The sequence below is a fragment of the Sphingobacterium allocomposti genome (assembly GCF_008124885.1).
Classification (GTDB): domain Bacteria; phylum Bacteroidota; class Bacteroidia; order Sphingobacteriales; family Sphingobacteriaceae; genus Sphingobacterium; species Sphingobacterium allocomposti.
Map to the genome: position 1 here is coordinate 100,019 of NZ_VNHX01000015.1, position 11,970 is coordinate 111,988.

General features: G+C 48.5%; 10 protein-coding genes. 1 reads left to right on the top strand and 9 read right to left on the bottom strand.

Annotated elements, in window-relative coordinates:
* Positions 1 to 122: 122 nt before the first annotated feature.
* The 9 genes from BC792_RS11820 to BC792_RS11860 form a co-directional block, all read right to left on the bottom strand.
* Positions 123 to 728 (bottom strand): DUF4254 domain-containing protein, encoded by a 606-nt coding sequence (locus BC792_RS11820; protein WP_148909217.1) that lies wholly within the window; start codon positions 726 to 728, stop codon positions 123 to 125.
* Positions 729 to 794: 66 nt separating this feature from the next.
* Positions 795 to 2,258: an NADH-quinone oxidoreductase subunit N gene (locus BC792_RS11825; RefSeq protein ID WP_148909218.1), complete on the bottom strand. Its 1,464-nt coding sequence runs from the start codon at positions 2,256 to 2,258 to the stop codon at positions 795 to 797.
* Between the two features lie 16 nt (positions 2,259 to 2,274).
* Positions 2,275 to 3,879, bottom strand: coding sequence for a complex I subunit 4 family protein (locus BC792_RS11830; RefSeq protein WP_148909219.1), 1,605 nt, complete (start codon positions 3,877 to 3,879; stop codon positions 2,275 to 2,277).
* Between the two features lies 1 nt (position 3,880).
* Positions 3,881 to 5,890, bottom strand: a complete 2,010-nt coding sequence (locus tag BC792_RS11835; RefSeq protein WP_148909220.1) for an NADH-quinone oxidoreductase subunit 5 family protein — start codon at positions 5,888 to 5,890, stop codon at positions 3,881 to 3,883.
* Position 5,891: 1 nt separating this feature from the next.
* Positions 5,892 to 6,197, bottom strand: a complete 306-nt coding sequence (nuoK, locus tag BC792_RS11840; RefSeq protein ID WP_148909221.1) for an NADH-quinone oxidoreductase subunit NuoK — start codon at positions 6,195 to 6,197, stop codon at positions 5,892 to 5,894.
* Complete coding sequence (locus tag BC792_RS11845) at positions 6,194 to 6,736, bottom strand: NADH-quinone oxidoreductase subunit J family protein (protein WP_148909222.1); 543 nt, start codon at positions 6,734 to 6,736, stop codon at positions 6,194 to 6,196. The genes nuoK and BC792_RS11845 overlap by 4 nt, the downstream gene beginning before the upstream one ends.
* A gap of 3 nt (positions 6,737 to 6,739) precedes the next feature.
* Complete coding sequence (locus BC792_RS11850) at positions 6,740 to 7,306, bottom strand: NuoI/complex I 23 kDa subunit family protein (protein ID WP_148909223.1); 567 nt, start codon at positions 7,304 to 7,306, stop codon at positions 6,740 to 6,742.
* Positions 7,307 to 8,395 (bottom strand): NADH-quinone oxidoreductase subunit NuoH, encoded by a 1,089-nt coding sequence (nuoH, locus tag BC792_RS11855; protein WP_262713450.1) that lies wholly within the window; start codon positions 8,393 to 8,395, stop codon positions 7,307 to 7,309.
* Positions 8,396 to 8,473: 78 nt separating this feature from the next.
* Positions 8,474 to 10,474, bottom strand: a complete 2,001-nt coding sequence (locus BC792_RS11860; RefSeq protein ID WP_148909225.1) for an FUSC family protein — start codon at positions 10,472 to 10,474, stop codon at positions 8,474 to 8,476.
* A gap of 519 nt (positions 10,475 to 10,993) precedes the next feature.
* Between BC792_RS11860 and BC792_RS18360 the strand changes: the two genes are divergently transcribed.
* Positions 10,994 to 11,785, top strand: a complete 792-nt coding sequence (locus BC792_RS18360) for an META domain-containing protein (RefSeq protein ID WP_170250018.1) — start codon at positions 10,994 to 10,996, stop codon at positions 11,783 to 11,785.
* Positions 11,786 to 11,970: the final 185 nt, after the last annotated feature.

Below are 11,970 nucleotides of genomic sequence, written 5' to 3' on the forward strand. Positions count from 1 at the left end.
TGAGCTCATTACGTCCGGTATTCATTTTCCGTCAAATTCGAAAGCATTCGTTGTGCTGAAATGTCGAGCTCCGTTCTTCTGTAGTAGATGTGATCCCCGTCTTCATGCGGCGGAGATCGGTCTTACCGCTGCTTTTTGTATAGAACAGGGTTTAGCGAAGGATCGTTGTACATTTTCATCTGCTTGTAGACCTTCATGTATTTATCCCCGTTTTGAATATCCGACAACAGCTCGTCGATACTTTGTGAAAGATCTTTCCGTTGTTCAAGCAGGATAGCCAACTTCGAGCGGCATGCTTCGATGTGTGTTTTATCGGCATCATTCCGTTTGGTTTCCTCTTCCATATGGTAGATTTTAAGTGCCAATATGGAGAGCCTATCGATAGCCCACGCCGGACTTTCTGTATTAATGCGGGCATCGGGCTTCGCCTGTATGTTTGCGAAAAGCTGAAGATAATAGCTATCAATGTATTCGACGGTATCCGTACGGTGCTGGTTAGACTCGTCGATACGGCGCTTCCAATAGAGCCCCTCCTTAGGGTCTATATCCGGGTTTCTTACGACATCTTCCATATGCCATTGCACCGTGTCGATCCAACATTTGAGATATAGCAAATGTTCTAAGGATTCTGGTCCGTATGGGTTGACAGGTGGACGGTCGATATCATCATATTGGTGATAATCCTCAATCGCTTGTCGAAATATCGTATTGGCCGTTGCGCTAATCATAAGGGCAAAGATAGAAATAAATTTGTTGTCCTGTGGTTCTACCGTTATTTTGAGATCTGGCCGGTATTACCCGAGCATTCGCAATAACAGGTCAGGGAACAGGCCAAAGAAGATGATGAGTGCTGTTAAAACATAGGCGAGTAGCGGCAAGATGGCTGAGCCCCGATGTTCCATATATTGTCTGTCGGCATTCCGCAGGAAAGCGTATAGGGGGATCCGAAAATAGAAGAACAAGGATATGACGGATGTCAGCACACCAACGATCAACAGAAGCACGAGGGCCGTAGCCTGTGTATCCCCGTAAAGGTCAAATACAGCCGAAAAAATCATAAGCTTTCCGACAAAACCAATTGTTGGGGGGAGTCCGATAAGCGACACGGCGACAACGGTAAAGCACACAAAAAGGAGCGGCATCTTTTTTCCTAGTCCGGCGTAACCGGTAAGCTCCGTGGTGCCGGTACGCTGTTCGATATGGTCGATGAAGATGAAAGCGGCCAGGTTCGTGACGACATAGGCAAAAATATAGAACAGTATATAGCTGGATGTATCCTGATAAGCGGATATCGACATAAGCAGGAAACCTGTGTGTCCGATGGAAGAATAGGCCATCATGCGTTTGACGTCGTTCTGCCGTAGGGCGGCGAGATTGCCGACCAGCATGGTGACGATAGCAACCGTGATCATAAACCACACCATTAGGTCGGAAAAGTAAAAGCCGCCGGCGGACCACGCTTTATACAACCGCATAAACAGGATCAGGGCTGCGACCTTCGGGATAGTAGAGAGAAAGGCAGTGACCGGCGTCGGGGCTCCTTGGTAGACGTCCGGACTCCAGATATGAAAAGGGACAAAACTCAGCTTAAAGCCGATACCTACAAAAACAAAAAGGAAGGCTATGGTAACCATGGCTTGGGGCGACGTCATCAGCCCCTGCAGATGCTGCGCAGAACGGAAGTCGAGATCGCCGGTCAGCCCATAAATGAGGGACAGTCCGTATAACATAACCGCTGCGCATACCGATCCGAACAGGGCATACTTCATGGCAGCCTCGGCCTGCTTTTTACTGTCTGCAAAGAAACCAACTAAAACATAAGATGCGATTGATACGATTTCAATCCCGATGAAGGCGAGTAGCCAGTTGGTGGTTGCGGCCAATACGTTCATGCCGAGCGTCGCCGCCAGGAGTACGCTGTAAACATCGCCGTTATGCGCTCGGTAGCGTTGTTGTATAAAAATTGCAATGATAAGTGTGCTGACGGCAATCATTAGCCGGGCATACGTTCCTACAGGATCTACCAGCCACATATTGGAGAAGCCCGTTGCCGATAAACCCAGCTGCTCCACTAAAGCGTATATCAGGACGACCGTGGTCGCGAGGCAGGCCGCGAAAGCACTGTCTTTCCACCATTTCTGCAGAAAAAGGGCACAGAAAATGCAAATGATAAATCCGGCAATAAGCAGCAGCTCGGGCTTAAGGAGCGGTACCGAGGCAATTATTTCGTCAAGTATATTTGCGATGGAAAGATTCACTGTTGATCGTTTGAACTTATAAAAATGGTTTTATTAAATCAATCAATTGAAGCACAGAGCTGTTGAGATTGTTGAATATCAAGGATGGCGCGATTCCTAGGAGTAATGCCAAGGCAAGTGCAGGGAAAAGTACGATCTGCTCGCGTGCTGATAGGTCCGTCAATGCAGATTGCCAGGCCTGACCGCCAAAAAGGCGCGTCTGTCCAAAGAACATCCGCTGCAGTGTCCAAAGAAAATAAGCGGCACTCAACAAGATACCGAGGGAGCCGCCAATAGCCATCCAGCGGGGGAGGCCTGTTGCCATGCTTTCCGCATTAAAAGCGCCTATGATGACAAAGGCTTCGCCGATAAAAGCCGAAAAGCCGGGCAGGCCTAATGAAGCAAAAAAAGCAATCGCTACATACGCTGTATACTTCGGCATAAGCGAGGCTAGACCACGGAAATTATAGATATAACGATCGTGTACGCGGTCGTAAATCACGCCGACCAGGAAAAATAGTGCGGCACTTAAAAAGCCGTGTGATATCATCTGAAACATTGCGCCCGAAACTCCCTCAGCTGTTAACGACGCTATCCCCAGTAAGACGAAGCCCATATGCGATACTGAAGAATACGCGATCATCCGTTTGAGGTCTTTCTGCGCCAGTGCATTTAACGCCCCGTATAAGATGGAGACGACGCCGATCAGCGCGATCCACCAGTTGGTTAGGGCCGCCATATCGGGGAATATACTATAACATACGCGGATGATACCGTACCCGCCGATTTTAAGGAGAACACCTGCCAGAATGATCGACACGGGGGTCGGTGCCTCTACGTGCGCATCGGGCAGCCACGTGTGCAGAGGGACAATCGGCACTTTGATAGCAAAAGCAAAGAAGAGGATAATAAAGCCTATCAAACGGGGCTCCAGGCCTAATACGTTGTGATAGGTATTGGCATAAGCAAAAAACGAATCCGGCGTATAATTGCCCGGATCCATCATAAGGAGCATATTAAAGGTATGTGCGCCCGTTGCCGGATTCACGACCGAAAAATAAAGTCCGACAATAACCAGGAGCATGAATACCGAGCCCAGCAATGTATATATGAAAAATTTAATGGCAGCGTATTCGCGCCGTTCTCCTCCCCAAATACCTATGAGGAAGTATAGCGGCAATAGCATCACCTCGTAGAATACATAAAAAAGGAAGAAATCTAACGCGGAAAAGATACCCACTACGGCGGTGTTCAGTAGCATCAACAGCGCATAATATCCTTTACCGCTCTTCGTCATATTCCACGAAGCGCCAATGGCCATTAACATTACCAATGTGCTCAGGACGATAAGCGGAAGTGAAATACCGTCGACACCGACGAAGTAGTCGATCTCCAGCAGGCCTATGCTTCCGAGATCCATCCTGATCCAAGGTAGCTGCTCCACAAACTGATAGCCGTTTACCTGATTGATGCCGGCAGATGACACGTCAAATACCTGATATAGGTACAGTGATATTCCAAGCTGGATGACCGTAATGCCGAGTGCCAGATATTTGTACATTCTGCCCGCCGATTCCGGCAAGACAAGGATCAGCAGTGTGACGAATAAAGGTAGAAATATCAATAAGGATAATATGCCCATGCTATTTAATTATCAGATAAAGAATCCCTAAAACAACGACGGTCAGTGCAAAGCCGAGATAGCTTTGAAGCTGTCCATTTTGTACATGTCTCACCAGATGGCCCACATAGTAGGTGGTGCCTGCAATAAGATTAACCAGACCGTCTACCATATGTCTGTCAAACCAGTGTGCAGCAACCGACAGACGTCTTGTTGCGGCCGAAAAAGTTCTAGTGAGCCCGTCAACGACGTAGTGGTCAAAAGCGTACACGCCTCTGCTAAGCTGTTCGGTACCTTTAACAAAAAGCAATTGATAGAACTCATTGAAATAGCCCTGTCTGGTAGCGAACCTCACCCATCGGTTATTCTTGCTGAGGGGATACCGTTTAGCCACGTACCAGCGCCAGCCTACTCCCCATGCGGCAAGTGCGCCAAGCGTAAGGACGAGTGGAACGGCGGAATGCATTTCTGCCACCGCAGCGAACGCGGTTTTCACGTGAAATCCCCCGAGTAACCAACTTTGATGGTAATCGAAGGGATGGAAGCTACAGGTCGGGAAAAGACAACATGCAGCCAAGAAGATCATCGGTCCCGTCATGGCTATGGGGGCGTCATGCAGTTCGCCTTTTTGCAGCTTTTCCGCGAATTTGAACTTTCCGAAGAACGTCTTAAACAACAACCTTCCGATATAAAATGCCGTCAATAAGCTGACCGCAGCAAGTGTCGTAGGAATGAGCAGATATATACCCCCCAGATGGAAGCCCCACTCAAAAGCCTGGACGACGATGCTGTCTTTAGACAGGTAACCTGTCGTCAGCGGAAAGCCTGCCAGGGCCAGCGATGCTATGGTCATGCAGACAAACGTCGTGGGGAGATAGCGCCGGAGACCGCCCATATTGCGGAGGTCCTGTGGGTCAATATCCAATTGGTGGGTAGCCTTAAAGTGTGCCATCTCATGAATGACAGCGCCCGCTGCGAGGAAGAGAAGACATTTGAAAAATGCATGTGTCGCAAGGTGGAACATAGCTGTATCCCAGGAACCGATACCTACCCCCACCATCATAAAACCAAGTTGAGAAATCGTTGAGAAGGCCAGTATCTTTTTAATATCGTATTGCCCCAAAGCAAAGATGGCGGCGCTGAGCGCCGTTATACAGCCGATAATGGCAATTGTCAGCAGGACGGTTTCATTAAAAAGGGGGAATATGGTACAAAGCAGAAAGACACCGGCAGCAACCATCGTTGCCGCATGGATCAGCGACGACACGGAGGTTGGGCCCTCCATTGCGTCGGGAAGCCAAACGTGTAGCGGAAACTGGGCAGATTTTGCCATAGCCCCCAGGAAGAATGCCAACCCGGCGAGCGTAAGCCAGCTCCCATCGGCGTTCACCGCCGGAAGGAATACACCCTGTGGGCCGAAGAGTTCGCCAAGATCAACGGTTCCACAGTGGGTGTAGACCAAAGCTATGCCTATGAGGAAACCGATGTCGCCAATCCGATTGATAATGAAGGCTTTCTTGTTGGCTTGAACGGCCGACTCTTTTGTGAACCAAAAGCCGATAAGCAAGTACGATGCAAAGCCGACAAGCTCCCAAAAGACGTATAGCTGGAGGAGGCTTGTTGATATGGTGAGGCCCAGCATCGCAAAGCAGAAAAAGCTAAGGAACATCCAATATCGGTGTATCCCGGGATCGTTCCTCATATAGGCCCGAGAGTAAATATGCACAGGGAGCGCAATAATACCCACTATCAGTTGCATCAATACCGTGAGGTTGTTCAGCATAACACCGACATAAAAAGGTTTTCCGCCTACGGTGAACCAATGCATCCGTTCGGTTAAGGGGGCGCCATTCCATACGGGTAAAAACACAGCAAAGAAACTTACGCAGACACTTAAGATTATCGTGGCCAATCCTATATTGCCGGAGTTCGATTTCTTCCCCAGGACAGCCTGCATGAGGAAGCCGAAGAAAGGGAGCATAACCACAAGGATGCTCGCATAGACGGGCGATATGTTTAATAAGCCATTCACGTCAGTCTTTTAATTCGTGTATGTTTTGGGGATTAATCGTCTTAAACTGCCTGTACACGTTCAGTATGATGGCGAGGCCAACGGCAACGGCCGCTGCGGCCAGGACAATGGCAAAAAGGGCAAAAATCTGACCGCCGTAGTTCGTCTTGTCGTAGCGGGAGAAGGCTACAAAGTTCAGGATGGACGCATTGATCATGAGCTCTATTCCGACGAGGATCATAATGGCGTTTCTTTTCGCCAGCACAGCATATAGACCAATGCAGAAGATACATGCGCTGACCAGCAAAAAATGCGTTAGTGTGATCATCGGCTGCCCTCCCTTCTGGAAAGGTGGGCGGCGCCGATCAATGCCATCATCAGAAAAACGGAGATGATCTCAAAAGGCAGTATATATTGTGTCATAAACTTAAGACCCAATGTTTGGATGTTGTCGTCTGTCGGCGATAATATGGAGCCGTCGGCCTGTGCGCGTGCCATCCACTCGGGCGCTTCCTTTGTCCAGGCTATAAAACTGTACACCAACACGGCAAGGAATGCCAACGAGAGCGACATCGATTGCCAATTGGGCAAGGACATAAAGCGTTGAGAGGTCGACTGCAGGTCGGCGAGAAGTTCCTTGTTGGAAAGCATAAAGGCAAAGATCAGCAAAATGAGCACACCACCGACGTACACAAGGATCTGTGTAATCGCAACAAAGTCGGCCAGTGCAAAAAGGTACAAGCCTGCCATTGCGAAAAGCACGATAAATAAAAGGAAGAGTGCCCGCGCGGTATTGCGTATCGATACCAATAGGAGGGCAGAAAGGATCGCCATGGCGGCAAAAGCGTAAAATAGAAACTGCTCCATAACCTACTTTTTCTTGGCCGCCTCCTTCTCAGCCTGGAACTTCGTCCACTCCTCCTTTCGCTGAGCTATTTCAGCGTCGGTCATGTCCGAGAATCCGTAAATAAGATCTGTCAGTTTTGATGTGCTGCGGTCGTAGTTGTCGGTCATGGTAATACATTCGGTAGGACAAACCACGGTACATAAGCCGCAATACATACACTTTGCCATATCTATATCAAACTTCGCCGGATATAGGCGCTTCACGCTGCCATCGGAGGTGGTTCCGATGACGTCGGGCGACTTGATCGACTGTATATCGATGCAATCCACGGGACAGGCTTTGGCGCACAGATCACAGACGATGCAGTCTTCTATCACCACATCGAGCTGGTATCGGGCGACTTCCGGAATAGGCATCTTTTCTTTCGGGTATTGTACCGTGGAAACGCCTTGTTGCTGCTGGAAGTAATGCTCGTCGCGTATATCGAAGGTTCCCCTTGACTTACGTGCGGCAAAAAGGTGCCGCACCGTCAAAAGCATTCCTTTAACGGCCGTCAAAAAGCCCTGTATAGTTGTTTTTAGTACCAAAATTTATAACATTACCAAGATTCTCCACAATCCCGATATGGCCAGGCAGACGAAGGCCAACGGGATTAAGATCTTCCAACAAAGTGTCATCAGCTGGTCAGCGCGGAAGCGGGGCAACGTCCACCTGATCCACATCTGAACGCCAATGATCGTCAGCGATTTTGTCAATGTCCAAAACAGGCCCCATGCGAGTCCTGTGGTCCAATCCGCCAAACGTAAACTGCCTATATTCGGCAAAGGCGTGTTCCATCCACCTAAGAATACAACCACGCCGAGTATCGAGACGAGGAACATCATGGCGTATTCTGCCAAAAAAAGGAAGGCAAACTTTATTCCTCCATATTCCGTATGAAATCCGCCGATCAGTTCCGACTCAGCTTCCGGTATATCAAAGGGAGCGCGGTTGCATTCGGCCAACGAGGCGATAAAGAATATCACATACACCAACAAAAGGTGAGGTGCCTGAAATATATGCCATGCGAAGATGCCGCCGATATCCGTGACATCCCATAGCCCCAAAAAGAAAATCCGTTCGGGCGATTCCACTCCCTGTAAATAGGCAATATCATTTAGATTCAGCGTCTGCGTAATCATGATCGCTGCAATTAAGCTGAGGCCCACCGGTATCTCGTAGGAAACCATCTGCGCAATTGCTCTTATGGCGCCCAGCAGTGAATACTTGTTGTTTGACCCCCAGCCCGCCATCAGGATGCCTATCGCGTCAATGGAAACGACAGCCATGATAAAGAACAATCCTGTATTGGTGTTAGCCGGTATAAAATCAGGGGCCCATGGCACAACGCTGAATCCGATAAAAACAGCCGAAAAGATCACTACGGGAGCGGCTGCAAACAAGATTTTGTCGGCGGCGGACGGTGTGATGAACTCTTTCTGCAGCAGTTTTAAGATGTCTGCTATCGTCTGAACCAGTCCGTATCGTCCTGTCTCCATCGGACCTAGACGATCCTGCACAAAGCCCGCTATTTTGCGCTCGGCATAGACAGCGAATAATGTGAAACCTGCAATAAATAAAAATATTGCAATAGGCACGGTGATATGGACGATTAGCTCGGTCAAATGACTTTTTAGAATTATTCTTAATTGGATGCAAACATACGGAAAATGGTGGAAAAGAAAGAGTTTTTTAAATAAATATACTGAATTGGTAGATTATTTTGAAGAGGGTGAAAATTGCTGTGCAGCATGATGCAGCTCTTTAAGAAGTTCTTCTATGAAAGATAGTTTCTGCAATAGCTCGTCGAGGGCTGTCGTGGAAACAGCGGATTTTGTCAGGCTGACCGAGAGGCCTAATAAATGGGCATGCACCCTATAGGCCAGACTCTGAAAGCTGTTCATATGCAGGCGAACCTGCCGGCGGTGTGTGAGATCTTTTCGGAGCTGCTCGGCATGATCGTAGAATAGAGCCAGGGTTGTCTGTGCATGTTTGCGTGCCAGCCGTAACTCGTAGTCATCCACGGCTTTCCCCTCCAGCGCTTCCTGCAGTTTACGATGGTAGCGCTGAAAGTCGGTTATGAGGGTGTTTGTCAGGCTGCTGACCACGCGGCGCTGGTTGACAGGTATGGCCAGGCAGCCCAGCACGGCGAAAGCCGACCCAAGTAAGGTAAAGACCAATCGGCTTCCAAGGATGTCCCAGATATTGCCTTCGTAGATATTTAGGCAAAGAATGATGGTGATCGTAATAAATATGACACTCACCAGGTAGTTCGGCCTATTGAACAAGAAGAAGCCATATAGGCCTACGGCAGACAGGAGCAACAGGAGCCATGGGGATGCGATGAAAAATGCGAGGGTCATACCAGCAGCGATCCCGAGAACAGATCCGACGATGCGCTGATAGTTCCGTCGCTGCGTGTTGCTGTAGCTCGGGCGGGCGACCAAGACGATGGTTAGTATGATCCACGAAGCATATTTATATTCGGGCAGCAGGTAGCCAATGAGGCCACCGCAGCCCAACAAGAGTGCCATGCGTAACGAATAGATAAAGATCGGAGAACGTAAGGTTAGCTGTTTTTTTAACGCATTGGCTTTTGGCTGTGCCGGTATGAAATGCTGGTAGTGCGTATGCGGAACCACGGGAGATTCCGTATGGAACAGATTGCCCTGTATATCTTCGATGATCTTCTGAATGTGCTTTAAGTGATTTGCGATAGGCGCTATCAACGTGCCCACGTGTCGCGGTCCGGCCAGCTGCAGGCTGTCGAGACGCTGTAAGCAGGAAAGGAGTGCCAGTCGGCGCTGTGTGGTGTTGCTGATCGGATGGTCGGTACGATCACAAGCTTGTATTTCTTTGGATAAAAGGTTTATCGCCCGCCGGATGATCGGTAGTGCGCCGGTGTCGGCTAGCTGTTCCCTTATCGTTTCATAATCGTTGTCCACAGCCATCAGCAGCTCGTAGAGGTCAATCAGGCTGTACGTTCTGGACAGCCACTGCGAGGGGGTAGCGTCTGCCGGGGCAATTAAAGATGGTTCCCGTAACAGGAGAGATCGGACGGCCTCCAGTTGTTCGCTCACCTGAATGTGAACCAAGCTCAGTTCGTGGTATACCTGCGGCAGGGGCACGTTGGTGTCGTAACATCTGGCTTTCGTCCGTAAAAGCACGGCGAGAGCCCCAAACCCATCACGGACAGCATATTGTAGCGAGCGATAAGGCTTTAGGTAGGCCTGAATCAGCGACACGCAAAAGAACCAGATCGTACCGGCCAGAAAAGATGCTGAAAACAGGAAGGGAGCCGGGGGCTTCAGCCCGATGGTGAAGCTCATGACAATAAGCGTCAGCGTGCCGACGGCGGCCATCCGGCTTCCAAGTGCCCATAGCAGCGAGCAGGCAAAGCCGAATACAATTAAGAGGATGGGCATCAGCCACATCGCGTGGTGGAGCGTAATAACTGTTGCCGAGCTTGCAACAAAAAATAGTGGCGTGCACCATAATGCGGTCTGCGCTTTGTCGGCCCTGTTGCCGGGAGCATCGGTTAACGAAGAAAGTAGCGTACCCACCGCAAAGGCTACAGCAATGTTCAGTTCGGCTGCATAGAAGAGAAGTATTGCCGGAACGCAAATAGCCAGTGTATTCCGTAGCCCGTCCCTGCTTGATTCCTTCGCAAAGAATTGGCGAATATGCAGATAAACCAAATGTAAATCCGTAATGCTCATCTAGAATTTCTTGCAAAGTTACGAAAATTCATTTTTGTAAAATAAAATTTCTTACTCCTTGTGATTGTTCAAAATTATATTTTGGAATAATGGCATATTTCTTGTGAGGAGTTAAGCGGTCATCGAAGGTAAAAGCATAGTGAAATGCAGTTTATTTATACGGCATGTAGCACGGCGTCCTTCTATTACGTAAGTAGATTATACGACATCAAATAATTATAATACAGACGAAAATTACTAAATTGGCGTAAAACAAAAGGACATGATTTAACCGAACGCAGTTTCCTCATGAATGCCATTAAAAGTTAGCACTAAATGAATAACAATTAAGCAGATGAAACCATCCTGATGTATTCAAACCGCACAGGGGTATGAATAAGCGGAGGAAGTGAGCTCTTGGGCACTCTAAAACAAACACAGGTGATAAATCTGATAGCCTCATTGTCGCTAAAAAACAGACCCGGTGTAACGAGCTCATGTATACAGTTGAGGTTTAACATTCTTAGATAATTTAAACGGATGAAAAAAATAAATTTAAGTTCTATGGCGCTGGCCGGTCTGGTGCTGTTGGGAAGCTGTTCGATGAATCGGGTTGCCGAAAAGGCAACTTCGGATATCACGGAAAAAAAATGGCAGTTAATTGAACTGGAAGGAAAGCCTGTCGCAGACCGGGTGAACGGGAAAATGCCTTATCTGGAACTGCGCAAAGAAGATAAACGTTACTCGGCCAGTGGAGGTTGTAACGGGATCGGTGGCACATACGAATGGACAAAGAATGGCGGTGTTAAGTTTAGCAGAGGTATGTCTACAATGATGGCCTGTCCGGATATGACCGCAGAAAGAGGATTAAATCATATGTTTGAAAAGGCAGACCGTTATCGTCTGGAGAACGACACGCTCATATTTTCGCAAGGGAACGGTGCTGCGATTGCTAAGTTCAAACTGGCCGGTGAGGAGGCAAGCGCAGACGCAGCTGCTCTTCAGGGAACATGGGAGCTTAATTACATCCAGGATCCTAACGGCAAGCGTTTCGACGAGCTTTACGCGGAACGGAAGCCGACGATCACGTTCGACGCGGGGCTAGGTAACGTGTCCGGCAACAGCAGTTGTAATAACTTCTCCGGAAAGGTGACGGTTAAGGAGCAGACGATTCAGTTTTCTCCGTTGGCTATGACAAAAATGGCCTGTCAGGGTGATGGGGAAAGCGTCTTTATGGGTGCTTTGGGAAAAGTGGATACCTTCGACGTACAGGAGAACTCGCTGACCTTTATTGCCGGGGGTACAGCCGTAATGCGCTTTCAAAGAAAATAGATGAGAAGACAAACCGCTGTGATTGTACAAGACAATAAAAAAGTCCCGGAAATCTCGAGGGCACTGAAAAAGCCTCAATTTTTTAATGATATTTAAAGAAATGACTGAGTATAGGTGTTCCCTTACTCGGTCATTTTTGTTTAAAGGGTTTCTGGAAGTTTGTTTTTTAATTGTTTTACTGAGGG

What these genes read in the sequence shown, in the direction of transcription:
- BC792_RS11820 (WP_148909217.1), bottom strand. Translation starts at nt 728, where the DNA reads ATGATTAGCGCAACGGCCAATACGATATTTCGACAAGCGATTGAGGAT.
- BC792_RS11830 (WP_148909219.1), bottom strand. Translation starts at nt 3,879, where the DNA reads ATGGGCATATTATCCTTATTGATATTTCTACCTTTATTCGTCACACTG.
- nuoK (WP_148909221.1), bottom strand. Translation starts at nt 6,197, where the DNA reads ATGATCACACTAACGCATTTTTTGCTGGTCAGCGCATGTATCTTCTGC.
- BC792_RS11845 (WP_148909222.1), bottom strand. Translation starts at nt 6,736, where the DNA reads ATGGAGCAGTTTCTATTTTACGCTTTTGCCGCCATGGCGATCCTTTCT.
- BC792_RS11860 (WP_148909225.1), bottom strand. Translation starts at nt 10,474, where the DNA reads ATGAGCATTACGGATTTACATTTGGTTTATCTGCATATTCGCCAATTC.
- BC792_RS18360 (WP_170250018.1), top strand. Translation starts at nt 10,994, where the DNA reads ATGAAAAAAATAAATTTAAGTTCTATGGCGCTGGCCGGTCTGGTGCTG.